Genomic DNA, 24,259 nt, shown 5'->3' with positions numbered 1-24,259 from the left:
GGGCGGTCCCGGATGGGGCGGAATCCGCGGATGGCCGGAGCGCGCCATCCTAAGTCCCCAACCAGCCGTCTGACCAGGGGTTTCCCGGGACGTATACGGCAATGTCAGTGGTGTGGTGTGCAATGGATCTCGTGCCCGCACTGGAAGAACCGTTGAAGAAGGTGCTCGGCCCCGCCACCGCGAAGGTGATGGCCGAGCATCTCGGCCTGCACTCCGTAGGCGACCTCCTGCACCACTACCCGCGCAGATACGAGGAGCGGGGGCAGCTGACCCACCTCGCCGACCTGCCCATGGACGAGCACGTCACCGTGGTCGCCCAGGTCGCCGACGCCCGGTTGCACACCTTCGCCTCCGCCAAGGCGCCGCGCGGCAAGGGACAGCGCCTTGAGGTCACCATCACGGACGGCAGCGGGCGCCTCCAACTGGTCTTCTTCGGCAACGGCGTCCACAAGCCCCACAAGGAACTCCTGCCGGGTACCCGCGCGCTGTTCGCCGGCAAGGTCTCCCTCTTCAACCGCCGCCTCCAACTGGCGCACCCGGCCTACGAGTTGCTACGCGGCGCCGACGACGAGGCGGCGGAGACGGTGGAGTCCTGGGCGGGCGCCCTGATCCCCCTCTACCCCGCCACCGCCAAACTGGAGTCCTGGAAGATCGGCAAGGCGATCCAGACGGTCCTGCCGAGCGCGCAGGAGGCGATCGACCCCCTCCCGGAGTCGCTGCGCGCGGGCCGCGGCCTGCTTCCCCTCCCCGAGGCCCTCCTCAAGATCCACCGCCCGCACACCAAGGCCGACATCGCCGACGCCCACGCCCGCCTCAAGTGGGACGAGGCCTTCGTCCTCCAGGTGGCCCTCGCCCGCCGCCGCCACGCGGACGCCCAACTCCCCGCGGTACCGCGGAGGCCTGCTCCCGACGGCCTGCTCTCGGCCTTCGACGACCGCCTGCCCTTCACCCTCACCGACGGCCAGAAGAAGGTCTCCAAGGAGATCTTCGACGACCTGGCGACGGACCATCCGATGCACCGGCTGCTGCAGGGAGAGGTTGGCTCGGGCAAGGCCCAGCCTCTCGACTCGCTCGTCCTCACACCTGCCGGTTTCCGCCGCATGGGGGACATGAGGGTGGGTGACGAGATCGTCGTGCCTGACGGGGAGATCGCACTGATCGACGGTGTCTTCCCGCAAGGCGAGCGCGAGGTCTGGCGCCTGGTCCTTTCGGACGGCAGCTCCGTCGAGTGCGACGACGAGCATCTGTGGATCGTCGGCACGAGTTGCGGCTGGCACCGCGGCCAGGCCCCCAAAGTCGTGACGACGCGCGAGATTCGGCTGGACACCTTCGAGGCCGACGGATCGTCGAAGTGGTACCTCCCGGCCGCCACCCCCGTCGATCTCGGAGACGACTGTGGGCTGCCTCTCGACCCGTACCTGTTCGGCCTGCTTCTGGGAGCCGGTTCCTTCCGGCACAACCTGCTTCTGTCCACGGTCGATGCCGAGATCCGTGATGCGGTCGAGACCGCCGTGGCACCGGAATGCCGGCTGGTTCCGGTGGGCGGTTCCCGGTGCGACTACACGATCCAGCTGACCCGCCGCGCGGGTGGCGTGCGCAATCCGGTGATCCAGGCCGTTCGGGACATGAATCTTTGGGGCGTGACGTCGCACGGCAAGTTCGTTCCCGACGAGTACAAGAACACGTCGATCAAAAACCGTCTCGCCGTGTTGCAGGGACTCATGGACACGGACGGCACTGTCGACGAGGCGGGCCTCAGCATCTCGTTCTGCTCCGCTTCGCTGAGGCTCGCGGAAGACGTCGCGTGGCTCGTCCGGTCACTGGGCGGCCGGGCGCGAGTCCTGCCGAAGCGGGCGGCGTTCAACGTCTCCGTCTCTCTGCCCGACGGGTCCGCCCCGTTCCGGCTGCGGCGCAAGGCCGAACGAGTAGGTCCCCGCCCGGGATACAACACGTTCCGACGGGGGATTCGGGCGGTCGAGTACGTGGGACGCAAGCCCGTTCAGTGCATCAGCGTCGCGCACCCCAGCCACGCCTACATCACCGACAACTTCACAGTGACCCACAACACCATGGTGGCGCTGCGCGCCATGCTCGCCGTCGTCGACGCCGGCGGGCAGGCCGCCATGCTGGCCCCCACCGAAGTGCTCGCGCAGCAGCACCACCGCTCGATCGTGGAGATGATGGGCGAGCTCGCCGAGGGCGGGATGCTGGGCGGATCCGAGCAGGGCACCAAGGTCGTCCTGCTCACCGGCTCTATGGGGACGGCCGCGCGCAGGCAGGCGATGCTGGATCTGGTCACCGGTGAGGCCGGGATCGTGATCGGCACGCACGCGCTGATCGAGGACAAGGTGCAGTTCCACGACCTGGGCCTGGTCGTGGTCGACGAACAGCACCGGTTCGGGGTCGAGCAGCGCGACGCCCTGCGCGGCAAGGGGAAGCAGCCGCCCCACCTCCTCGTCATGACGGCCACCCCCATCCCGCGCACGGTCGCCATGACGGTCTTCGGCGACCTGGAGACCTCCGTCCTCGACCAGCTCCCGGCCGGCCGCTCCCCGATCGCCAGCCATGTGGTGCCGGCCGCGGACAAGCCCCACTTCCTCACCCGGGCCTGGGAACGCGTCCGCGAGGAGGTGGAGAACGGCCACCAGGCGTACGTCGTCTGCCCCCGCATCGGCGACGACATCGACGAACCCGCCGACCCCAAGAAGTCCGCCAAGAAGAAGTCCCCGGAGGACGAGGCCGAGAAGCGCCCGCCGCTCGCGGTGCTCGACGTGGCGGACCAGCTCACGAAGGGCCCGCTGCACGGCCTGCGCGTCGAGGTGCTGCACGGCCGTATGCACCCCGACGACAAGGACGCGGTGATGCGCCGCTTCGCCGCCGGCGAGACCCACGTCCTGGTCGCCACCACGGTCATCGAGGTCGGCGTCAACGTCCCCAACGCCACGGCGATGGTCATCATGGACGCCGACCGCTTCGGCGTCTCCCAGCTCCACCAGCTGCGCGGCCGGGTGGGCCGGGGCTCGGCGCCCGGGCTGTGCCTGCTGGTCTCGGAGATGCCCGAGGCGAGCCCGGCCCGCCAGCGCCTGAACGCGGTGGCGTCGACGTTGGACGGCTTCGAGCTGTCCCGCATCGACCTGGAGCAGCGCCGTGAGGGCGATGTCCTGGGCCAGGCCCAGTCAGGCGCCCGGACCTCGCTGCGGGTCCTCGCCGTGATCGAGGACGAGGAGATCATCGCGGAGGCGCGGGAAGAGGCGACGGCGGTGGTGGAGGCGGACCCGGAGCTGACGGAACTTCCCGGCCTGCGGACAGCCCTGGACGCGCTTCTGGACGAGGAGAGGGAGCAGTACCTGGAAAAGGGCTGAGAAACTGAACCCGTAACGATCCCCGAACAAGGACCGAAGATGACGCGCGTGATCGCGGGTACAGCCGGTGGACGCCGCCTGGCCGTCCCGCCAGGGAACGGCACCCGTCCCACCTCGGACCGCGCGCGCGAAGGTCTCTTCTCCACCTGGCAGTCCCTGCTGGGCGGCCCCTTGGCGGGCGAACGAGTCCTCGACCTGTACGCCGGATCAGGTGCGGTCGGCCTCGAAGCGCTCTCCCGGGGCGCGAGCCACACGCTTCTGGTGGAGGCCGACGCCAGAGCCGCCCGCACGATCCGCGAGAACGTCAGGAACATCGGCCTGCCCGGCGCCGAGGTCCGCGCGGGCAAGGCCGAACAGATCATCCGGACGGGGGCGCCGGCAGAGCCGTACGACCTCGTCTTCCTGGATCCTCCGTACCGAGTCACGGATCACGATCTTCGCGAGATCCTGCTCACACTCCGCACGGAACACTGGCTCACGCCGGACGCCCTCGTCACCGTGGAGCGCAGCACCAGAGGCGGAGAATTCAAGTGGCCGCCCGGTTTCGACGCGGTCAGGGCCCGTCGCTACGGCGAGGGAACGTTTTGGTACGGTCGCGCCGCCTCTACGTGCGAAGACGCACGATGACCGGACCGGAGAGCGAGGGATCTCAAGTGCGCCGCGCCGTCTGTCCCGGGTCGTTCGACCCGATCACCAACGGACACCTCGACATCATCTCCCGCGCCTCCAGACTGTACGACGAGGTCTATGTCGCGGTGATGATCAACAAGTCCAAGAAGGGCCTGTTCGAGATCGACGAACGGATCGACCTGATCCGCGAGGTCACCGCCGAGTACGGCAACGTGATCGTGGAGGCCTTCCACGGCCTTCTCGTCGACTACTGCAAGGAGCGCGACATCCCGGCCATCGTCAAGGGCCTGCGCGCGGTCAGCGACTTCGACTACGAGCTCCAGATGGCCCAGATGAACAACGGCCTGAGCGGCGTCGAGACCCTCTTCGTGCCGACCAACCCCACCTACAGCTTCCTGTCCTCCTCGCTCGTCAAGGAGGTCGCGACCTGGGGCGGAGACGTCTCCCACCTGGTCCCCCCGAGGGTTCTCGAAGCCCTGAACGAGCGCCTCCACAAGGGCTGATGGGGCTACAGTCGTCCCGTCCGTCTCCAACACAGTTTTAGAGAGTGGCGAGCACAGGTGGACGTGCAGAAGAAGCTCGACGAGATCGTCGCCGCGGTCTCCGGCGCCCGTTCGATGCCCATGTCGGCCTCCGTGATGGTCAACCGCGCCGACCTGCTCGCGATGCTCGAAGAGCTTCGCCAGGCCCTGCCCGGCTCTCTCGCGCAGGCCCAGGAGCTGATCGGCGACCGTGAGCAGATGGTCGAGCAGGCACGCCAGGAGGCCGAGCGGATCATCGGGCAGGCGCACGCCGAGCGCGGTTCCCTGATCTCCGACACCGAGGTGGCCCGCCGCTCCCAGGCCGAGGCCGACCGGATCCTGAACGAGGCCCGCCAGGAGGCCGAGGAGGTCCGCGCCGAGGCCGACGACTACGTCGACTCCAAGCTCGCCAACTTCGAGGTCGTCCTCACCAAGACCCTCGGCTCGGTCGGCCGCGGCCGCGAGAAGCTCCTCGGCACCGGTCCCGGCCTCGACGAGCACGGCTACGAGGACGAGGACGCCCCCGAACGCAGCCACGACCCCGAGACGCTGCGCAAGGACGCCGACTCCTACGTCGACGCCAAGCTCGGCGCCTTCGAGGCGGTCCTCGCCAAGACCCTGGAGGCCGTCGGCCGCGGCCGTCAGAAGCTGCACGGCCGTATCGCCTCCGACGACCTCGGTGCCCTCGCCGACGACACCTCCACCGTCCAGCACTCCAGCGACGCCGACTACCTGGCCGATCTCACCGCCCTGGCGGAGCAGGACGCCCAGGCCCAGCAGGCGGCCCAGCAGCCGCCGGACTACGCCCAGCAGCCGGCGTACGGCTACCAGCAGCAGACCGACGCCTATGCCGGGTACCAGCAGCAGCCCGATCCGTACGCGCAGCAGCAGGACCCGTACGGCTACCAGCAGGCCGATCCCTATGCCTACCAGGGCTACGACCAGCAGCAGGCCGCGTACGACCAGCAACAGGCCCAGCAGGCGCACCAGTCCCAGCAGAGCTACGCCCTCGACGAGACCAGCCTCTTCGACACCGGCATGATCACGCCGGAGCAGTTGAGGGCGTACGAGCAGGGTCGCGGCCAGTAGGAGAGACCGGATTGGGCCGTGAGCGAAAGGTTTAGTATCCTGGCTCTTCGGTCGCGTGTACGTCCGCGATCAACGCTGCCCGGGAACACCGAAGGGCAGTGTCCCTCTGAGCTCGAAGATCGAAAGCAGGAATGGCCCTGAACGCCCGCCTCGACCACCGCAACCCACTCGTGTTCGACACACACGAGCTGGGGCGGCGTCCTGGCGCGCTGCAGCGCCTGACCCGTGAGATCGACGCTCCCAAGGATCTCGGCATCCAGGGAGTGATCGGAGTGCCGGAAGGCGCCCCGGTCGAGCTTGAACTCCGCCTTGAGTCGGTCATGGAAGGGGTGCTTGTCACAGGCACCGCCCGTGCACAGGCCGAGGGGGAGTGCGTAAGGTGTCTGGAGCCGCTTGAGCTGGCGCTCGAAGCGGACTTCCAGGAGATGTTCTCGTACCCTGACGCCGACGACCGTGGCCGCGTGAAAGCGGAACCGGCCGACGACGCCGAGGAAGACGAGGACAGGCTCTTCATCGAGGACGGCCTGTTCGACCTCGAACCCGTGCTGCGCGATGCGGTGGTGCTCGCACTGCCGATGCAGCCGGTGTGCCAGGACGACTGCCTGGGCCTGTGCTCCGAGTGCGGAGAGCGGCTCACGGACGACCCGGACCACCACCACGACGCCGTCGACATCCGTTGGGCGGCACTGCAGGGACTCGCCGGTTCACTCGAAGACGGCGAGAAGGACGAGATGAGTGGCGAAGCGCCTCGATCGGCGCCCGCCAACGAGAAGCAGGAGAAGTAGCCGTGGCTGTTCCGAAGCGGAAGATGTCGCGCAGCAACACGCGCCACCGCCGGTCGCAGTGGAAGGCTGCGGTCCCCACCCTGGTTGCGTGCGAGCGCTGCCACGAGCCCAAGCTGCAGCACATCGCGTGCCCCGCTTGTGGCACCTACAACAAGCGCCAGGTCCTCGAGGTCTGAGCGGCTGGTGAGAGGCACTGTGTCCACGCCGAAGAAGAACTCGGGCGACAACCAGGCCTCGTCCCACACCCTGTTGGAAGGGCGGCTCGGGTACAAACTCGAGTCCGCCCTTCTGGTGCGTGCACTGACCCACCGCTCGTACGCGTACGAGAACGGCGGTCTGCCGACCAACGAGCGTCTGGAGTTCCTCGGGGACTCCGTGCTCGGTCTGGTCGTCACGGACACGCTGTACACCACCCACCCCGACCTGCCCGAAGGCCAACTGGCCAAGCTGCGGGCCGCGGTGGTCAACTCGCGTGCGCTGGCGGAGGTCGGTCGCGGCCTAGAACTCGGTTCCTTCATCCGGCTCGGCCGTGGTGAAGAGGGCACGGGTGGCCGGGACAAGGCATCCATCCTCGCCGACACCCTGGAAGCGGTGATCGGTGCGGTCTATCTCGACCAGGGCCTCGAAGCGGCGTCCGAACTGGTTCACCGCCTGTTCGACCCGCTGATCGAGAAGTCCTCCAACCTCGGTGCCGGCCTGGACTGGAAGACCAGTCTCCAGGAGCTCACCGCGACCGAAGGACTCGGCGTGCCCGAGTACCTGGTCACGGAGACCGGCCCCGACCACGAGAAGACCTTCACTGCTGCCGCCCGCGTCGGAGGCGTCTCGTACGGCACCGGCACCGGCCGCAGCAAGAAGGAGGCGGAGCAGCAGGCCGCGGAGTCCGCCTGGAGGTCCATCCGGGCCGCGGCGGACGAGCGCGCCAAGGCGGCGGCCGAAGCGGCTGTCGAAGCCGTCGAAGCCGCCGAGGACGACGACGAAGGTCCGTCGTCCGTCTCCGCCTGACGCCTGGAAGCACCCAGCGCGTCTGGAAGAACAGCGCAGCCGAGCGCCTGTCCCTGAAGACCGGGGCGGGCGCTCGGCTCATACACCGGTCCGTGACGGGGGAGCCCCATGCCCGAGTTGCCCGAGGTCGAGGTCGTACGGCGTGGCCTTGAGCGGTGGGTCGCCCACCGCACGGTCGCCGAGGCCGAGGTGCTGCACCCGCGCGCGGTCCGCCGTCACCTCGCCGGTGCCGAGGACTTCGCGCACCGCCTCAAGGGCCACCGCGTCGGCACCCCGAGCCGCCGCGGCAAGTACCTCTGGCTGCCCCTGGAGGACACGGACCAGTCGGTCCTGGCGCATCTCGGGATGAGCGGCCAGCTGCTGGTCCAGCCGCATGCCGCGCCCGACGAGAAGCACCTCAGGATCCGGGTGCGGTTCGCGGACGAGGTGGACACCGAGCTCCGCTTCGTCGACCAACGCACCTTCGGCGGGCTGTCGTTGCACGACAACACCCCCGACGGACTGCCCGACGTCATCGCGCACATCGCGCGCGACCCCCTCGACCCGCTCTTCGACGACGACGCCTTCCACCAGGCCCTGCGCCGCAAGCGCAGCACCATCAAACGGGCCCTGCTGGACCAGTCGTTGATCAGCGGAGTGGGCAACATCTATGCGGACGAGGCCCTTTGGCGCTCCCGCATCCACTACGAGCGCCCCACCGCCGCCTTCACGCGCCCGCGCACGGCCGAACTACTGGGCCACGTCCGGGACGTGATGAACGCGGCTCTCGCGGTGGGCGGCACCAGCTTCGACAGCCTGTACGTCAACGTCAACGGTGAGTCCGGGTACTTCGACCGGTCCCTCGACGCGTACGGCCGTGAAGGACTGCCGTGCAAGCGGTGCGGTACGCCGATGCGCCGACGGCCCTGGATGAACCGGTCCAGCTACTTCTGCCCGAGGTGTCAGCGGGCGCCGCGCGTCACGTCGTAGCGCTCGCGGGCGGCCAGGACGTCGTCCATGCGGCCCTCGACGAAGCGGATGAGGCCCAGCAGTCGCCCGGCCACCTCGTGGCCCAGCGGGGTCAGCTCGTAGTCGACCCGGGGCGGGTTGGTGGGCTGGGCCTCGCGGTGCACCAGGCCGTCGCGCTCCAGCCCCTGGAGTGTCTGGGAGAGCATCTTCTCGCTCACGCCGTCGACCCGGCGGCGCAGCTCGTTGAAGCGCAGCGAGCCCTCGTACAGGGCGCCGAGGGTGAGGGCGCCCCAGCGGCCCGTCACGTGCTCCAGCGTGCCGCGCGAGGGGCAGGCCTTGGCGAACACGTCGTACGGGAGGTCCCGGGCCTCCGGGGGCTGCTGCGTGGTGTCCATATCGTGAGCGTACTGGAAGACAGCACTAACCGACAGGTCGCACTAACCAAAAGTTAGTGCGACCCGTGATCGTCGGGACGCCGTCTGATCGTCGGCAGCCTCTAGTAGCCGAAGTCCTGGGTCCACCAGGGTCCGCCCGCACCGAACTGCACACCCACACCCAGGGTCTTGAAATCGCAGTTCAGGATGTTGGCCTTGTGGCCGGGGCTGTTCATCCAGGCTTCCATGACCGAGGCCGCGTCGGCCTGGCCCCGGGCGATGTTCTCGCCGCCGAGGCTGGTGATCCCGGCCTGCGCGGCGCGGTCCCACGGGGTGGCGCCGCTCGGGTCGGTGTGGTCGAAGAAGCCCTGGTCGGCCATGGCCTTGCTGAAGGTCTCGGCGAGCTGGGTCAGTGCGCTGTTGGCGGCGACGGGGCTGCACCCGACCTTCGCCCGCTCGGCGTTGACGAGCCTGAGTACCTCGGCCTCGGCGGCGGCCTCCGTGGAGACCTCCACCGGCGCGGTGGTCTCCTTCTTCGCCGGCTCCCGCTCCTTCTGTGAGGGCGTGGTCTTCGGCTTCTTGCTCGGCGGGGCCTTCGGCTTCTCCGTCGGCCTCTCGGTCGGGGCGGCCGTCGAGGTCGAGGGGGCCGGCGAGGGCGAGGAGGCGCGGTCGGCGTCCCGGCTCGTCGACGAGCCGTCCTCGCGACTGTCCGAGCTGCCGGCGCTGCCGGAGGTGCCGCCCTGCTCGGCGGGGGAGTTGGTCGGCGAGCCCGCTGCCTGCACATCACCGCCGGTGGTGCTGCCACCGCCGATCTTGTAGTTGTCCAGGCCGGGCACGACGCCCGTGGCGACCGCCACCGTGCCGATCGCGACGGCGGCCGAGACACCGAGCAGACCGGTCTTGACCGGCGTCACGAGGTTCCTCTTGCGGCGGCGGTGCGAGCCGCTCCGGCGCTGACCGTCGGCGGGCGTGTAGCCCTCGCCCCGGTACAGCGCGTACTCCTCCTCCGACGCGAACAGGTAGGCGTCACTGCGCGCGTAGGGGTCGGCGTCCTCGTGGCCCGGATAGGTCGAGGTGCCCACCGAGGCGAAGTTGTACGAGTCCTGCGGGTCGAAGTCGCTCCCGTAGGAGCTCTGTGTCTGCGTGAACCCCGTGGCGCGGCCCGTGGCGGCGCGGCCGGCGGCGGAGCGTCGGTGGCGTCCCATGTCCTTGCCTTCCTCGTCTGTTCGTGAGGTCGACGCGTCCCCCCGGTCAACCAGAGTCACAAAACCCACACGATCGAGTGAGTTTCGTATGAGATTCATTGGCAGCGGACAGTACCGCATGCCGCCAGATGAAGGAGTGTCGAGAGAGACATTGGCCGGTTAGGTTGCACCCATGAGCGAGGATGTACGACTGGTCGCCTGGGTGCGCGGACGCGTCCAAGGTGTGGGTTTCCGCTGGTTCACGCGGGCCAAGGCGCTGGAGATCGGCGGCCTGAGTGGTTTTGCTCTCAATCTGGACGACGGACGCGTGCAAGTGGTCGCGGAGGGACCGCGCAAGGGCTGTCAGGAACTCCTGGACTGGCTCCTGGGTGACGACACGCCCGGCCGCGTCGACGGTGTCACCGAGATCTGGGACACACCCCGCGGGGGGTACGACGGCTTCGCCATCCGATGAGCCGTTTCTGTAAAGCGGCCCCGGCGGGAGCGGTGGGACATGCCACAGGCAGCTGCCCGGGGGAGAAAGGCGCTGGTGGTTGCCAAGAAGCCCGGTGCCGTGGCAGGCTCCGCAGCTAAGAATGATCGTCACGCCCCCGGGTCCCGAGGGAGCCGCAGCGCCGCCGTTCTCAGGCCGCGCCGGCACGGGTTGCCGCCAATACGGGGCGTGATCGTGTTGACCGTCAAACTTTTTGGTGAGACGCTGAAAGCACCCCGCGCACCTTAGCTGTTTGGCATGGAAGAACGGCAGCACGAACTCAAAAGTGTCAAGCACCGCGGGTGCGAATCCCTCACGACCCACACCGCATCGGTCGGTCACTCATTGTGGAGGACCATCCATCATGGCAAAGGCGCTTCTCGGTTACGTCGGCGGCTCGGACCCTCGACTCCTCGCCGAGATGCGACGGCTCCAGCAGCGCGTCCAGGACCTGGAATCCGAGCTCGTACGGATCCAGGCGGAGAACGACGAGCTCGCGGCTGCCGCTTCTCACGACAGGATCATGGAGAGCATCGACGCACACCAGGCGGAGCCTGCGCTCACCTGATCGCTGCATCGCTCCACGACAGCTCACGCAGTGGTCGGGCGGCCCGTATCAACCGCTGATCCGTATCAACCGCTCAGTCGTCAGAGTTTGCAAGGGACGCTTCGGCGTCCCTTCTTTCTTGCCCCCGTGCACCCTTTCACTCTCTTAACGTTTGGTGTGCCCTGCACGTTCAACGGTGAAACCGCGGGGGACAGCGCGTTCATGGAGTGAGACACCCCCGGAAGGTAGAGTCCAGCGGCGTGCACCTCAAGGCCCTGACCCTCCGAGGGTTCAAGTCGTTCGCCTCGGCCACCACGCTCCGGTTCGAGCCGGGGATCACGTGTGTCGTCGGTCCGAACGGTTCGGGCAAGTCCAATGTCGTGGACGCCCTCAGCTGGGTCATGGGCGAGCAGGGCGCCAAGTCGCTGCGCGGCGGCAAGATGGAGGACGTCATCTTCGCCGGCACCACCGGCCGCCCGCCGCTGGGCCGCGCCGAGGTGTCCCTGACCATCGACAACTCCGACGGCGCCCTGCCCATCGAGTACGCCGAGGTCACCATCACGCGGATCATGTTCCGCAACGGCGGCAGCGAGTACCAGATCAACGGTGACACCTGCCGTCTCCTGGACATCCAGGAACTCCTGTCCGACTCCGGCATCGGCCGCGAGATGCACGTGATCGTCGGCCAGGGCCAGCTCGACTCCGTCCTGCACGCGGACCCCACGGGCCGCCGCGCCTTCATCGAGGAGGCCGCAGGCGTCCTCAAGCACCGCAAGCGCAAGGAGAAGGCGCTGCGCAAGCTGGACGCGATGCAGGCCAACCTCGCGCGCGTGCAGGACCTCACCGACGAACTCCGGCGCCAGCTCAAGCCGCTCGGCAGACAGGCCGCGGTCGCCCGCCGGGCCGCCGTCATCCAGGCCGACCTGCGCGACGCCCGCCTCCGGCTGCTCGCCGACGATCTCGTACGACTGCGCCAGGCGCTCCAGGCCGAGGTCGCGGACGAGGCCGCGCTGAAGGAGCGCAAGGAGGCCGCCGAGCAGGAACTGAAGAAGGCCCTCCAGCGCGAGGCGCTTCTGGAGGACGAGGTACGGCAGCTCACGCCCCGGCTCCAGCGCGCCCAGCAGACCTGGTACGAGCTTTCCCAGCTCGCCGAGCGGGTGCGCGGCACGATCTCGCTGGCCGACGCCCGTGTGAAGAGCGCGACCTCGGCGCCGCCCGAGGAACGGCGGGGCCGGGACCCCGAGGACATGGAACGCGAGGCCGCCCGGATCCGCGAGCAGGAGGCCGAGCTGGAGGCTGCCCTGGAGGCGGCCGAGCGCGCTCTGGAGGACACGGTCGCGCACCGCGCCGACCTGGAGAGCGCGCTCACCCAGGAGGAACGGCGCCTCAAGGACGTGGCCCGGGCCATCGCGGACCGCCGTGAGGGCCTTGCCCGGCTCAGCGGCCAGGTCAACGCGGCCCGCTCCCGCGCCGCCTCCGCCCAGGCCGAGATCGACCGCCTCGCCGCCGCTCGGGACGAGGCCCAGGAGCGGGCGTTCGCCGCGCAGGAGGAGTACGAGACGCTGAAGGCCGAGGTCGACAACCTCGACGCCGGCGACGCGGAGCTGGCGGAGCAGCACGAGGCGGCCAAGCGGCAGCTCGCGGAGGCGGAGGCCGCCCTGACGGCCGCGCGGGAGGCGACCACGGCCGCGGAACGCAGGCGGGCGGCGACCCAGGCCCGCCATGACGCCTTGGCGATGGGATTGCGGAGGAAGGACGGGACGGGGGCGCTGCTGAGCGCGAAGGACCGTCTCACCGGCCTGCTGGGTCCGGCGGCAGAGCTCCTGACGGTGACCCCGGGCCACGAGGTGGCGCTCGCGGCGGCGTTCGGGGCGGCGGCGGACGCCCTCGCTGTGACGTCCGTGTCCGCAGCGGCAGAAGCGATCCGCCTGCTCAGAAAGCAGGACGGAGGCAGGGCCTCACTTCTGCTCGCCGGTTCGCCCGAGGCGCCCCTCGCAGGCGCGGGGCTGCATCAATCTGCGGCTCCGCCGCGGGGCGCGACCAGCCACGACGGACCCGCGGACGCCACACATCAGCACGCTGCAGACCTCGTCCGCGCCCCCTCCGACATCATGCCCGCAGTGAGGCGCCTCCTGCAGGGCATGGTGATCGTCGGCACCCTCGAAGACGCCGAGGACCTCGTCTACGCCAACCCCCACCTCACCGCCGTCACCGCCGAAGGCGACCTCCTCGGCGCCCACTTCGCCCACGGCGGCTCCGCGGGCGCCCCGAGTCTCCTCGAAGTACAGGCCTCGGTGGACGAGGCCGCAGCCGAACTCGAAGAGCTCGCGATCCGCTGCGAGGAACTCACCGAGGCCCAGCACACGGCCGTGGAAAACCGAAAGACCTGCGCCGGCCTCGTCGAGGAGCTGGGGGAGCGACGCCGGGCCGCGGACCGGGAGAAGTCGGCCGTGGCCCAGCAGCTCGGCCGGCTGTCCGGTCAGGCGAAAGGCGCCGCCGGTGAAGCCGAGCGCTCCACCGCGGCGGCCGCCCGCGCGCAGGAGTCGCTGGAGAAGGCGCTCGAAGAGGCCGAGGAACTCGCCGAACGCCTCGCCGTGGCCGAGGAGATGCCGGTCGAGGAGGAGCCCGACACCTCCGTGCGGGATCGGCTCGCCGCCGACGGGGCCAACGCCCGCCAGACCGAGATGGAGGCCCGTCTCCAGGTCCGTACGCACGAGGAGCGGGTCAAGGGGCTCGCCGGCCGTGCCGACTCCCTCGACCGGGCCGCCCGCGCGGAGCGGGACGCACGCGCGCGTGCCGAACAGCGGCGGGCGCGGCTGCGGCACGAGGCCGCCGTGGCCGGGGCTGTGGCTTCCGGTGCGCGGCAGCTGCTCGCGCACGTCGAGGTGTCCCTCGCGCGCGCGGACGCCGAGCGCACCGCCGCCGACGCGGCCAAGGCGCTCAGGGAGCGGGAGCTGACGGCCGCCCGCACCTCCGGGCGCGACCTCAAGGCCGAGCTCGACAAGCTGACCGACTTCGTTCACCGGGGCGAGGTGCTCGGGGCCGAGAAGCGGATGCGGATCGAGCAGCTGGAGACCAAGGCGCTGGAGGAGCTGGGTGTCGAGCCGGCGGGCCTCGTCGAGGAGTACGGCCCCCACCAGCTCGTACCGCCCTCTCCGCCCGCCGAGGGCGAGGAACTGCCTGAGGACCCGGAGCATCCGCGCAACCAGCCGAAGCCGTTCCACCGGGCCGAGCAGGAGAAGCGGCTCAGGGCGGCCGAGCGGGCGTACCAGCAGCTCGGCAAGGTCAATCCGCTCGCGCTGGAGGAGTTCGCGGCGCTGGAGGAGCGGCACAAGTTCCTCAGTGAGCAGCTGGAGGACCTGAAGAAGACCCGCGCCGACCTGCTTCAGGTGGTGAGGGAGGTCGACGAGCGCGTCGAGCAGGTGTTCACCGAGGCATACCGGGACACGGCCCGGCAGTTCGAGGGCGTCTTCAGCCGGCTCTTCCCGGGCGGCGAGGGGCGGCTGATCCTGACCGACCCCGACAACATGCTCACCACCGGCGTGGACGTCGAGGCGCGGCCGCCGGGCAAGAAGGTCAAGCGGCTCAGCCTGCTCTCCGGTGGCGAGCGGTCCCTGACGGCCGTAGCGTTGCTGGTGTCGATCTTCAAGGCGCGGCCCAGCCCGTTCTACGTCATGGACGAGGTCGAGGCCGCCCTCGACGACACCAACCTCCAGCGGCTGATCCGCATCATGCAGGAGCTGCAGGAGGCGTCGCAGCTGATCGTGATCACGCACCAGAAGCGGACGATGGAGGTCGCCGACGCGCTGTACGGCGTCTCCATGCAGGGCGACGGGGTGTCGAAGGTCATCAGCCAGCGACTGCGCTAGGTCGTCGGCGGCTGCGCCGGTCTGTCCGGGTACCCGGTTTCAATCTCTTCATTCCTTGAACTCAACAACCCCACCTGTGCCTGTTTTCTCACACGACCCCGGCTGTTGATTTCGGAACTTGAAGGCATAGGGTCTGCATCGTTGTTCTTGCCTTCAGGCAGCGTTGCCGATGGCCTTAGGAGTTGAACGTGACCAGCACAGCGCAGGCGCAGAAGTCAGGAGCCGGAACGGCTCACCCCGATCATCTCGGGCACGTCATCTTCATCGCGGCCGCGGCCGCGATGGGCGGATTCCTCTTCGGTTACGACAGCTCCGTGATCAACGGCGCCGTCGAGGCCATCCGAGGCCGCTACGACATCGGCTCCGCGGCCCTGGCGCAGGTCATCGCCATCGCCCTGATCGGCTGTGCGATCGGCGCGGCGACCGCCGGACGCATCGCGGACCGCATCGGCCGTATCCGCTGCATGCAGATCTCGGCCGTCCTCTTCACGATCAGCGCCGTCGGGTCCGCGCTGCCCTTCGCGCTGTACGACCTGGCGTTCTGGCGGATCGTCGGCGGCTTCGCCATCGGCATGGCCTCGGTCATCGGCCCCGCCTACATCGCCGAGGTCGCCCCGCCGGCCTACCGCGGCCGTCTCGGCTCCTTCCAGCAGGCCGCCATCGTCATCGGCATCGCCGTCTCCCAGCTGGTCAACTGGGGCCTGCTCAACGCCGCCGGCGGCGACCAGCGCGGCAAGCTGATGGGCCTGGAGGCCTGGCAGGTCATGCTCGGCGTCATGGTGATCCCGGCCGTCCTCTACGGGCTGCTCTCCTTCGCCATCCCCGAGTCCCCGCGGTTCCTGATCTCCGTCGGCAAGCACGAGCGGGCCCGGGAGATCCTCGCGGAGGTCGAGGGTGACAAGATCGACCTCGACGCGCGCGTGTCGGAGATCGAGCACGCCATGAGGAGCGAGCACAAGTCGACCTTCAAGGACCTGCTCGGCGGGAGCTTCTTCTTCAAGCCGATCGTCTGGGTCGGCATCGGGTTGTCGGTCTTCCAGCAGTTCGTCGGCATCAACGTCGCGTTCTACTACTCCTCGACGCTGTGGCAGTCGGTCGGCGTCGACCCGACGGACTCGTTCCTCTACTCCTTCACGACGTCGATCATCAACATCGTCGGCACCGTGATCGCGATGATCTTCGTGGACCGCATCGGCCGCCGGCCGCTGGCCCTGATCGGCTCGGTCGGCATGGTGATCGGTCTCGCGCTGGAGGCCTGGGCCTTCTCCTTCGACCTGGTCGACGGCAAGCTGCCGGCCGCGCAGGGCTGGACCGCCCTGATCGCCGCCCACGTGTTCGTCCTCTTCTTCGCCCTGTCCTGGGGTGTGGTCGTCTGGGTCTTCCTCGGCGAGATGTTCCCGAACCGGATCCGCGCCGCCGCCCTCGGTGTGGCCGCCTCCGCGCAGTGGATCGCCAACTGGGCCATCACCGCGAGCTTCCCGTCGCTGGCCGACTGGAACCTGTCCGCGACCTACGTGATCTACACGGTCTTCGCCGCGCTCTCCATCCCGTTCGTACTCAAGTACGTCAAGGAGACGAAGGGCAAGGCGCTGGAGGAGATGGGCTGACGCCCCCGCGAACCCGGGGGGAGGGGCCAACACCCCGCTGCCCCTCTCCCCGAACCGTCCGCCGCCCCCGGCCCGGCAACCGCCTGGACCGGGGGCGGCGGTGTCGTACCGGACGTGCGGTCACCAGATGAGCACCCCGCCGCCGGTTTCCAAGGCCTTGCGGCAGCTGTCCTCGATGATCCGCAGCCGGATGTTGTGGTCCCTGTGCTCCTCGACCGTCCGCGGCCGCTGTGTGCCGTCGGCGATCTCGTCGAGACGGGAGCGCAGCAGTGCCACCTCGCGCTGGAACTCGGGTACGTCCTCGGCCTCGACGTACAGGTCCTTGTGGGCCAGCACGGGCAGGAAGCGCGCACCGAGCGAGCGCACGAATGCCGATCCCCACACCGTCGTACGCCACGACTCGAAGCCGCCGGACTGGTACACGTCGTCGGGTACGTGAAGGATTCGCCGTGTGCCGTCCGGCTCCCGGACGAAGACCTCCACCAACAGACTCATGGGTTCAGTGGATCGTCGTGGCTTCGGCCGCGGCCACTGGATATCGCGCGGCTCAGCCACCCAGAGTCGGAATCACCTGTTCCGCGAACAACCGCAGACTCCGCCAGCCCTCCTCCACCGGCATTCCGCCCGCCAGCGGATGCAGGACGAGGTTGTCGAGGCCCTGCTCCACGCACTCCTCGGGCGTGAGGATCCGGTACACGCCCTCCGCGCGCAATTCGTCGACCGACGTGGCCGCCGAGCGCACCGCCGAGCGGATGTCGCCGGACTGCCAGGAGGCGTACGTCCGGGCCTCGTGCAGGAAGTGCTTCCCGTGCCGGTCCCACGTCTCGTCCGGGTCCTCGGCGATGTGCAGCAACGGCGTCTCGGCCGTCGGCATCATGGTCCAGCCCTCGGTGCCGTACTCGACGAGCCGTTCCTTGTAGTACGCCTCCAGCTCCGGCAGATGCGCGCTGGGGAAGAAGGGGAGGCCCAGGCGGGCGGCCCGGCGGGCGGCGGCCTGGGAGGAGCCGCCGACCAGGAGGAGGGGGTGCGGGTCGGTCAAGGGGCGCGGGGTGACCCGTACGGTACGGCCGCGGTACTCGAACTCCTCGCCGGTCCAGGCCTTGAGGAGGGTCTCCAGGAGCTCGTCCTGGATGCGGCCCCGGCGCCGCCACTCCACGTCGAACAGGGCGTACTCCTCGGGCCGGTACCCGATGCCCGCGACCGTCACCAGCCGGCCGCCGCTCAGCAGGTCCAGTACGGCGATCTCCTCGGCCAGGCGGAGCGGGTCGTGCAGCGGGCCGATCACGGCGGAGACGGTGACCGCGATCCTGCGCGTCGCGCCGAACACCGCGCCCGCGAAGACGAACGGCGACGGCAGCCAGTTGTTGTCGACGCCGTGGTGCTCCTCGGTCTGCACGGTGGTGATCCCGTGCTCGTCGGCGTACGCGGCCATGTCCAGGGCGGCCCGGTAGCGGGCGCTGAGGGACGCGGGAGTCGCGCCGGGCTCGACGAGGTTGAAACGGACGACCGTGACGGGCATGGGAGGTCCCCCTTCACCGGACGGGTGGTGCGGGGACGGTAGCTGACGGGGCGTCAGATTGCTATGGGGGAGGCAGGCGCACGCGCCGACGGTCTGGGTGCGTCCCGTTCCCCTGCGCCGCTGCTGCGCCACGGTTGCGGCCGGGTGCGGTGCCGGGTGGGCGTCGCCCCGCGTGCGGGTGCCCGTCGAGCCGCGCCGCAGGCGACGGCATCGACTCGGTCCTTCGTTCGTCCGACCGGTTTCACGGCCGCGGGCTTCGGCAGTGCGCGTGCAGCAGCCCCGAGACCATGATCGCCGCCGCCCGGTCGCGGTCGTACGCGCCGATCGGTCTGTTCGAGGCGAGCGGGGCATGAACCGCAGATTGCTCGCTCTCCTGAGCGCAGCGGCGCAGTCGCCCCGGCGAGGGCGGGATGGATACTGGACGGGTTATGGAAACCGTCATCCTTGCTGTAGTCATCGCCGTGGTCGTGCTCGGTGTGCTCGGCGGGCTCGTCGTCGGCAGCCGACGCAAGAAGTCGCTGCCCCCGCCACCTCCCGCCGCGCCCGACATCACCGCCCCTCCGGCCGAGCCGCACGTCGGCGACGAGGCCGAGACGCCGCGCGACGAACCGCGCCGGACCATTGAGGAGGTGGATCTCCCGGGCGGCTCGGCGCCGCCCGTCGTGGAAGAGCTCCCGCCGACCGAGATCGAAGTCCCGGAGCCCACCGCCGGACGCCTGGTCCGGCTGCGCACCCGGCTCTCCCGTTCGCAGAACGCGCTCGGCAAGGGGCTGCTCACGCTCCTGTCGCGCGAACACCTCGACGACGACACCTGGGAGGAGATCGAGGACATCCTCCTCACCGCCGACGTCGGCGTGGCCCCCACCCAGGAACTGGTCGACGGGCTGCGCGAGCGGGTGAAGGTGCTCGGCACCCGGACCCCCGACGAACTGCGCGGACTGCTGCGCGCCGAGCTGCTCAAGCTGGTCGGCACCGAGGTCGACCGCACGGTGCGCACCGAGCCCGAGGAGCGCAAGCCGGGCATCGTGATGGTCGTCGGGGTCAACGGCACCGGCAAGACCACCACCACGGGCAAGCTCGCGCGCGTGCTCGTGGCCGACGGACGGACCGTCGTCCTCGGTGCGGCCGACACCTTCCGGGCCGCCGCCGCCGACCAGCTCCAGACCTGGGGCGAGCGGGTGGGCGCCCACACCGTGCGCGGGCCCGAGGGCGGCGACCCCGCCTCCGTCGCCTTCGACGCGGTGAAGGAGGGCAAGGAGATGGGGGTCGACGTGGTCCTCATCGACACCGCGGGCCGCCTCCACACCAAGACCGGTCTCATGGACGAGCTCGGCAAGGTCAAGCGGGTCGTCGAGAAGCACGCCCCGCTCGACGAGGTGCTGCTGGTGCTGGACGCCACCACGGGCCAGAACGGCCTGGTGCAGGCGCGCGTCTTCGCCGAGGTCGTCGACATCACCGGCATCGTCCTGACCAAGCTGGACGGCACTGCCAAGGGCGGCATCGTGGTCGCGGTCCAGCGGGAACTGGGCGTGCCGGTCAAGCTGATCGGCCTCGGAGAGGGCGCGGACGACCTGGCGCCGTTCGAGCCGGAAGCTTTCGTGGACGCGCTGATCGGCGACTGAGACGCCGTACCCGCGGCCGAGCCGGAGCCGTGGAACGCGAAGAAGCGCCCGCCCCCGAGGTGCAGTCGGAGACGGGCGCTTCGCTGTGTACGGCTGTGCGGCTGGACGACCGTAGGGCTTACGGCGGCTGTACGGCTACGCGCGCGACCGGTGCGCCACGTACGCAAGCGTCCCCAGCAGCAGGCGGGCCGCCGGCGGCTTCGTCGCCGTGTCCAGGGAAGGCGGCCGCAGCCACCGCACCGGCCCCAGGCCGCCCCGGTCCGACGGCGGAGCCGTGATGTGGGTACCGGGGCCCAGGCCGCGCAGGTCGAGGGAGGCGGTGTCGTCCCAGCCCATGCGGTAGAGGAGTTCGGCCAGGTCGGACGCGGCGCCGGGGGCGACGAAGAACTGGGCGCGGCCCTCGGGGGTCGCGGTCACCGGGCCGAGTGGCAGGCCCATGCGCTCCAGGCGGACCAGGGCGCGGCGCCCGGCCGGCTCGGCGACCTCGATGACGTCGAAGGCACGGCCGACCGGCAGCATCACGGCGGCGCCGGGGAACTCGGACCAGGCCTTGGTCACCTCGTCGAGCGTGGCCCCGGCCGGGACCGGGGACGCGAAGTCGAGGGGGTGGGCACCGGGGTGAGGGCAGTCCGCGCGGCCGCAGGAGCAGGCGCCGGCCGAGGCACGCGCGCCCGGCACGACGTCCCAGCCCCAGAGTCCGGTGAACTCGGCGACGGCGGTGCACTCCGAGGAGCGGCCGCGCCTGCGCGTACCGGAACGAATCTCCCGAATGCCGCCGATCGTGAAGCCCATGCCCCCTCCAACGGGTCCAGCGCGCCGGTGGTTACGAGGCGGACGCGACCGGTCACTCTCCGTTGCCTCTTCCGGGCGACGGTGGCGCCCGGAAGCGCCCAGGGTGGTGCGCCGGGACAAGTGCGCCCCTGAGTGCACCGCTCCGCCCATCTCGCTCGGTCTATGTCAAGTGAATCGTGTGGAGGCGACCGTGAGTTCATTCGAAGGGGTGGCGAATGGTGGCGTTTCCGGGATCGCCATGGCTGGACGCGTGATCGTAGGATTACGTTGAGTGCACGAGTCCTGGGGGCACATGCGCTTGTGGGTATGCCGGAGGCAAGTCGGTTCCTCGTTCGAAGGCTGACAACTGCCGGACGAACGGCCGTATTTACCGGCATTCTGATAAGGCTTGGCGCACTCGGCGACAAGTGGTCTCAGGGATGGGGGCGTTCCAGTGGGCGGCAACAGCGGAAGCGGGACGGGCGCCGGGAGCGCTGCGCAAGCTGACAAGCGCCCGAACGAACTGCTCACCTCCTGGTTCGTGCGCAGCGGCTGGTCGAAGGGCGAGCTCGCCCGCCAGGTCAACCGCAGGGCCCGCCAGTTGGGCGCCAACCACATCTCCACCGACACCTCGCGGGTGCGCCGCTGGCTGGACGGCGAGAACCCCCGCGAACCCATCCCCAGGATCCTGTCCGAGCTGTTCTCCGAGCGGTTCGGATGCGTCGTCTCCGTCGAGGACCTCGGACTGCGCACCGCCCGCCAGTCACCGTCCACGACCGGGGTCGACCTGCCCTGGACGGGCCCGCAGACCGTGGCCCTGCTCAGCGAGTTCTCGCGCAGCGACCTCATGCTGGCGCGGCGCGGCTTCCTCGGGACCTCGCTGGCCCTGTCCGCGGGCCCGTCCCTCATCGAGCCCATGCAGCGCTGGCTGGTCCCCGGGCCCGCCGCCACCCCGCACCGCGAGCCCGACCCGGCCGCCTCCCGCCGCGTCGGCCGGCTCTCCAAGCCGGAGCTCGACCTCCTTGAGTCGACGACCGTGATGTTCCGCCAGTGGGACGCCCAGTGCGGCGGCGGTCTGCGCCGCAAGGCGGTCGTCGGCCAGCTGCACGAGGTGACGGACCTCCTCCAGGAACCCCAGCCCGAGGCCACCACCCGCACGCTGTTCAAGGTCGCCGCCGAGCTGGCCGAGCTCGCGGGCTGGATGTCGTACGACGTGGGGCTCCAGCCCAGCGCGCAGAAGTACTTCGTGCTCGCCCTGCACGCCGCCAAGGAAGCCGGTGACAAGCCGCTCGGCTCCTATGTCCTGTCCAGCATGAGCCGCCAGATGATCCACCTCGGGCGGCCCGAGGACGCCCTGGAGCTGATCCACCTCGCGCAGTACGGCAGCCGGGACTGCGCGAGCCCGCGGACCCTGTCGATGCTGTATGCGATGGAGGCCCGCGCCTACGCCAACATGGGCCAGCCCGGCAAGTGCAAGAGGGCGGTCCGGATGGCCGAGGACACCTTCGCCGAGGCCGACGAGTGGGACGAGCCGGACCCCGACTGGATCCGCTTCTTCTCCGAGGCGGAGCTGTACGGCGAGAACTCCCACTCCTACCGCGACCTGGCCTACGTCGCCGGTCGCAGCCCGACCTACGCCTCCCTGGCCGAGCCCCTCATGCAGCGGGCGGTGGAGCTCTTCTCCGAGGACGGCGAGCACCAGCGGTCGTACGCACTCAATCTCGTCGGCATGGCCACCGTGCACCTGCTGCGGCGGGAGCCCGAGCAGAGCACCGTACTGGTGGAACAGGCCATGCACATCGCCAAGAAGGTCCGCTCCGAGCGGGTCAACACTCGTATTCGAAAGACGGTCGACACGGCCGTACGCGATTTCGGTGATCTCGCCGAGGTCGTGGACCTCACCGACAAGCTCGCCGTGGAACTTCCGGAGACCGCGGAAGCCGTCTGAATCCCCGGAACCCCGGCCGCGGCCGGCCCTCCCGAACTGCCCGACTCGGCTCCCCCATGCCAGGTCGTCGGAAGGCCGGCCGCGGCCGGTTTCTTTCCTTCTACGAAGGTTGCGCCACGATAACGATCGACGTGGCCCAAATCTGCCAGTTCATCGATGCGTAACACGCAAGGCGTCTTCGTCACGGCGGCGAAACAACGAGGGGCTTCCACCGAAACCGCGCTGCGTCAATCTCATGGCGCATAACCGGCCCACCCCTCAATCCGCTCTGGCTTCGCCCGCACGGGGCCGTACCTACGACGAGGAGACGCCGATGGCACCAGCCATCACGCTCGCCGCAGACAAGCTGTCTGTGGCGAACACAGGCTTCATGTTGATCTGTTCCGCCCTGGTGCTGATCATGACGCCGGGTCTTGCCTTCTTCTACGGAGGCATGGTCCGCGTCAAGAGCACCCTCAACATGCTGATGATGAGCTTCATCAGCATGGGTATCGTCACCATCCTGTGGGTGGTCTACGGCTTCTCCATGGCGTTCGGTACGGACCACGGTTCGCTCATCGGCTGGGAATCCGACTTCTTCGGGTGGACCGGCATCGACAAGGGCGACATCTGGTCCGGGTACACGATCCCGGTTCTCGCCTTCGCCGTCTTCCAGATGATGTTCGCGATCATCACGCCCGCCCTGATAAGCGGCGCGATCGCCGACCGCGTGAAGTTCTCCGCCTGGGCGCTCTTCGTCGCGCTGTGGGCGACGGTCGTGTACTTCCCGGTCGCCCACTGGGTCTGGGGCACCGGCGGCTGGGCCTTCGAGCTCGGTGTGATCGACTTCGCCGGTGGTACCGCGGTCCACATCAACGCGGGTGCCGCGGCGCTCGGTGTGATCCTGGTCATCGGCAAGCGCGTCGGCTTCAAGCGCGACCCGATGCGCCCGCACAGCCTCCCGCTGGTCATGCTCGGCGCCGGTCTGCTGTGGTTCGGCTGGTTCGGCTTCAACGCCGGCTCGTGGCTCGGCAACGACGACGGCGTCGGCTCGCTGATGTTCGTCAACACGCAGATCGCCACCGCCGCCGCGATGCTCGCCTGGCTCGCCTACGAGAAGATCCGCCACGGCGCGTTCACCACCCTCGGTGCCGCCTCCGGCGCGGTCGCCGGTCTGGTCGCCATCACCCCCTCCGGCGGTGCGATCACCCCGATCGGCGCGATCTGCATCGGCGCCATCGCCGGTGTCGCCTGCGCCGCGGCCGTCGGCCTGAAGTACCGGTTCAACTACGACGACTCCCTGGACGTCGTCGGTGTCCACATGGTCGGCGGAATCATCGGTTCCCTGCTGATCGGCTTCTTCGCCAGCGGCAAGGGCCAGTCCGACGTCAAGGGCCTCTTCTACGGCGGCAACGCGGACCAGCTCTGGAAGCAGTGCGCCGGTGTCTTCGCGGTCCTCGCCTACTCCCTGATCGCCTCCGCGATCCTGGCCTTCCTGCTCGACAAGACGATCGGCATGCGGGTCAGTGAGGACGAGGAGGTGTCCGGCATCGACCAGGCCGAGCACGCCGAGACCGCATACGACTTCAGCGGCGCCGGTGGCGGCGCCGCCCGGACCTCCGCCACGGCATCGGCCGCCGACGCGGGCAAGAAGGTGGACGCATGAAGCTCATCACCGCCGTCGTCAAGCCGCACCGGCTCGACGAGATCAAGGAAGCCCTCCAGGCCTTCGGGGTCCACGGCCTGACGGTCACCGAGGCGAGCGGCTACGGTCGTCAGCGGGGCCACACCGAGGTCTACCGCGGTGCCGAGTACACCGTGGATCTGGTGCCGAAGATCCGCATCGAGGTCCTCGCCGAGGACGACGACGCCGAGCAGCTGATCGACGTCATCGTCAAGGCGGCCCGCACCGGCAAGATCGGTGACGGCAAGGTCTGGTCCCTGCCGGTCGAGACCGCCGTACGGGTCAGGACGGGCGAGCGCGGCCCGGACGCGCTCTGACCGAA

21 protein-coding genes are annotated in these 24,259 nt (G+C 69.6%); 16 read left to right on the top strand and 5 right to left on the bottom strand.

Features of this window, described 5'->3' with window-relative positions; all coding sequences use genetic code 11:
• Positions 1-122 precede the first annotated feature (122 nt).
• From H293_RS0127220 to mutM, 8 genes are all read left to right on the top strand, one after another.
• Positions 123-3,362, top strand: coding sequence for a helicase-related protein (locus tag H293_RS0127220; RefSeq protein WP_020121001.1), 3,240 nt, complete (start codon positions 123-125; stop codon positions 3,360-3,362).
• A gap of 39 nt (positions 3,363-3,401) precedes the next feature.
• A complete protein-coding gene (gene rsmD / locus H293_RS0127215; protein ID WP_020121000.1) occupies positions 3,402-3,989 on the top strand; it encodes a 16S rRNA (guanine(966)-N(2))-methyltransferase RsmD in 588 nt (195 codons plus the stop codon).
• A gap of 26 nt (positions 3,990-4,015) precedes the next feature.
• Entirely contained in the window at positions 4,016-4,495 is a 480-nt protein-coding gene (gene coaD, locus H293_RS0127210) for a pantetheine-phosphate adenylyltransferase (RefSeq protein ID WP_007384940.1), read from the top strand.
• Positions 4,496-4,552: 57 nt separating this feature from the next.
• Complete coding sequence (locus H293_RS0127205; RefSeq protein WP_020120999.1) at positions 4,553-5,602, top strand: ATP synthase F0 subunit B; 1,050 nt, start codon at positions 4,553-4,555, stop codon at positions 5,600-5,602.
• A gap of 131 nt (positions 5,603-5,733) precedes the next feature.
• Positions 5,734-6,387 carry a YceD family protein gene (locus tag H293_RS0127200; protein WP_020120998.1) on the top strand — a complete coding sequence of 218 codons (654 nt, stop codon included), beginning with the start codon at positions 5,734-5,736 and terminating at the stop codon, positions 6,385-6,387.
• A gap of 2 nt (positions 6,388-6,389) precedes the next feature.
• The gene (rpmF, locus tag H293_RS0127195; protein WP_006139588.1) at positions 6,390-6,563 is read left to right on the top strand and encodes a 50S ribosomal protein L32; all 174 of its coding nucleotides are present in this window, start codon (positions 6,390-6,392) and stop codon (positions 6,561-6,563) included.
• A gap of 19 nt (positions 6,564-6,582) precedes the next feature.
• Positions 6,583-7,392: a ribonuclease III gene (gene rnc, locus H293_RS0127190; RefSeq protein ID WP_020120996.1), complete on the top strand. Its 810-nt coding sequence runs from the start codon at positions 6,583-6,585 to the stop codon at positions 7,390-7,392.
• A gap of 108 nt (positions 7,393-7,500) precedes the next feature.
• Positions 7,501-8,361, top strand: coding sequence for a bifunctional DNA-formamidopyrimidine glycosylase/DNA-(apurinic or apyrimidinic site) lyase (mutM, locus tag H293_RS0127185; RefSeq protein WP_020120995.1), 861 nt, complete (start codon positions 7,501-7,503; stop codon positions 8,359-8,361).
• On the opposite strand, the gene H293_RS0127180 is transcribed toward mutM, so the two are convergent.
• On the bottom strand, positions 8,334-8,735 hold the full coding sequence (locus H293_RS0127180; protein ID WP_020120994.1) for a winged helix-turn-helix transcriptional regulator: 402 nt from the start codon (positions 8,733-8,735) through the stop codon (positions 8,334-8,336). The genes mutM and H293_RS0127180 overlap by 28 nt on opposite strands.
• A gap of 101 nt (positions 8,736-8,836) precedes the next feature.
• Positions 8,837-9,919 (bottom strand): CAP domain-containing protein, encoded by a 1,083-nt coding sequence (locus H293_RS0127175; RefSeq protein WP_020120993.1) that lies wholly within the window; start codon positions 9,917-9,919, stop codon positions 8,837-8,839.
• A gap of 172 nt (positions 9,920-10,091) precedes the next feature.
• Here H293_RS0127175 and H293_RS0127170 point away from each other — a divergent pair, with 172 nt between their 5' ends.
• The 4 genes from H293_RS0127170 to H293_RS0127155 all read left to right on the top strand — a co-directional run bounded on the left by H293_RS0127170 (position 10,092) and on the right by H293_RS0127155 (position 16,414).
• Complete coding sequence (locus H293_RS0127170; protein WP_020120992.1) at positions 10,092-10,373, top strand: acylphosphatase; 282 nt, start codon at positions 10,092-10,094, stop codon at positions 10,371-10,373.
• 382 nt (positions 10,374-10,755) lie between these two features.
• The gene (locus H293_RS0127165) at positions 10,756-10,959 is read left to right on the top strand and encodes a hypothetical protein (RefSeq protein WP_007384948.1); all 204 of its coding nucleotides are present in this window, start codon (positions 10,756-10,758) and stop codon (positions 10,957-10,959) included.
• Positions 10,960-11,198: 239 nt separating this feature from the next.
• Positions 11,199-14,807, top strand: coding sequence for a chromosome segregation protein SMC (gene smc, locus H293_RS0127160; protein WP_020120991.1), 3,609 nt, complete (start codon positions 11,199-11,201; stop codon positions 14,805-14,807).
• Positions 14,808-14,995: 188 nt separating this feature from the next.
• Positions 14,996-16,414 (top strand): sugar porter family MFS transporter, encoded by a 1,419-nt coding sequence (locus tag H293_RS0127155; protein ID WP_020120990.1) that lies wholly within the window; start codon positions 14,996-14,998, stop codon positions 16,412-16,414.
• A 120-nt stretch (positions 16,415-16,534) separates the two neighbouring features.
• Here H293_RS0127155 and H293_RS0127150 read toward each other — a convergent pair whose 3' ends face one another.
• Positions 16,535-16,909 (bottom strand): hypothetical protein, encoded by a 375-nt coding sequence (locus tag H293_RS0127150; RefSeq protein WP_028808238.1) that lies wholly within the window; start codon positions 16,907-16,909, stop codon positions 16,535-16,537.
• Positions 16,910-16,961: 52 nt separating this feature from the next.
• Positions 16,962-17,933 (bottom strand): LLM class flavin-dependent oxidoreductase, encoded by a 972-nt coding sequence (locus tag H293_RS0127145; RefSeq protein ID WP_020120988.1) that lies wholly within the window; start codon positions 17,931-17,933, stop codon positions 16,962-16,964.
• 428 nt (positions 17,934-18,361) lie between these two features.
• Here H293_RS0127145 and ftsY point away from each other — a divergent pair, with 428 nt between their 5' ends.
• A complete protein-coding gene (gene ftsY, locus H293_RS0127140) occupies positions 18,362-19,555 on the top strand; it encodes a signal recognition particle-docking protein FtsY (RefSeq protein WP_020120987.1) in 1,194 nt (397 codons plus the stop codon).
• Between the two features lie 135 nt (positions 19,556-19,690).
• On the opposite strand, the gene H293_RS0127135 is transcribed toward ftsY, so the two are convergent.
• The gene (locus H293_RS0127135) at positions 19,691-20,347 is read right to left on the bottom strand and encodes a bifunctional DNA primase/polymerase (protein ID WP_020120986.1); all 657 of its coding nucleotides are present in this window, start codon (positions 20,345-20,347) and stop codon (positions 19,691-19,693) included.
• Positions 20,348-20,780: 433 nt separating this feature from the next.
• Here H293_RS0127135 and nsdA point away from each other — a divergent pair, with 433 nt between their 5' ends.
• The 3 genes from nsdA (at position 20,781) to H293_RS0127120 (ending at position 24,254) form a co-directional block, all read left to right on the top strand.
• Positions 20,781-22,274, top strand: coding sequence for a transcriptional repressor NsdA (gene nsdA / locus H293_RS0127130; RefSeq protein WP_020120985.1), 1,494 nt, complete (start codon positions 20,781-20,783; stop codon positions 22,272-22,274).
• A gap of 313 nt (positions 22,275-22,587) precedes the next feature.
• Entirely contained in the window at positions 22,588-23,919 is a 1,332-nt protein-coding gene (locus H293_RS0127125) for an ammonium transporter (RefSeq protein WP_020120984.1), read from the top strand.
• Entirely contained in the window at positions 23,916-24,254 is a 339-nt protein-coding gene (locus tag H293_RS0127120) for a P-II family nitrogen regulator (protein ID WP_003997576.1), read from the top strand. The genes H293_RS0127125 and H293_RS0127120 overlap by 4 nt, the downstream gene beginning before the upstream one ends.
• The last annotated feature ends 5 nt before the right edge of the window (positions 24,255-24,259 follow it).

The organism is Streptomyces canus 299MFChir4.1, from assembly GCF_000383615.1.
Taxonomy (GTDB): Bacteria; Actinomycetota; Actinomycetes; order Streptomycetales; family Streptomycetaceae; genus Streptomyces; species Streptomyces canus_C.
Note: the sequence above shows the minus strand (reverse complement) of the source record. Positions and strands in the feature narration are given on the sequence as shown.

Excerpts from the sequence above, each read along its gene's own strand:
- H293_RS0127220 (WP_020121001.1), top strand. The coding sequence starts at position 123 with ATGGATCTCGTGCCCGCACTGGAAGAACCGTTGAAGAAGGTGCTCGGC.
- rsmD (WP_020121000.1), top strand. The coding sequence starts at position 3,402 with ATGACGCGCGTGATCGCGGGTACAGCCGGTGGACGCCGCCTGGCCGTC.
- H293_RS0127200 (WP_020120998.1), top strand. The coding sequence starts at position 5,734 with ATGGCCCTGAACGCCCGCCTCGACCACCGCAACCCACTCGTGTTCGAC.
- mutM (WP_020120995.1), top strand. The coding sequence starts at position 7,501 with ATGCCCGAGTTGCCCGAGGTCGAGGTCGTACGGCGTGGCCTTGAGCGG.
- H293_RS0127180 (WP_020120994.1), bottom strand. The coding sequence starts at position 8,735 with ATGGACACCACGCAGCAGCCCCCGGAGGCCCGGGACCTCCCGTACGAC.
- H293_RS0127175 (WP_020120993.1), bottom strand. The coding sequence starts at position 9,919 with ATGGGACGCCACCGACGCTCCGCCGCCGGCCGCGCCGCCACGGGCCGC.
- H293_RS0127170 (WP_020120992.1), top strand. The coding sequence starts at position 10,092 with ATGAGCGAGGATGTACGACTGGTCGCCTGGGTGCGCGGACGCGTCCAA.
- H293_RS0127165 (WP_007384948.1), top strand. The coding sequence starts at position 10,756 with ATGGCAAAGGCGCTTCTCGGTTACGTCGGCGGCTCGGACCCTCGACTC.
- H293_RS0127150 (WP_028808238.1), bottom strand. The coding sequence starts at position 16,909 with ATGAGTCTGTTGGTGGAGGTCTTCGTCCGGGAGCCGGACGGCACACGG.
- H293_RS0127145 (WP_020120988.1), bottom strand. The coding sequence starts at position 17,933 with ATGCCCGTCACGGTCGTCCGTTTCAACCTCGTCGAGCCCGGCGCGACT.
- ftsY (WP_020120987.1), top strand. The coding sequence starts at position 18,362 with ATGGAAACCGTCATCCTTGCTGTAGTCATCGCCGTGGTCGTGCTCGGT.
- H293_RS0127135 (WP_020120986.1), bottom strand. The coding sequence starts at position 20,347 with ATGGGCTTCACGATCGGCGGCATTCGGGAGATTCGTTCCGGTACGCGC.
- H293_RS0127125 (WP_020120984.1), top strand. The coding sequence starts at position 22,588 with ATGGCACCAGCCATCACGCTCGCCGCAGACAAGCTGTCTGTGGCGAAC.
- H293_RS0127120 (WP_003997576.1), top strand. The coding sequence starts at position 23,916 with ATGAAGCTCATCACCGCCGTCGTCAAGCCGCACCGGCTCGACGAGATC.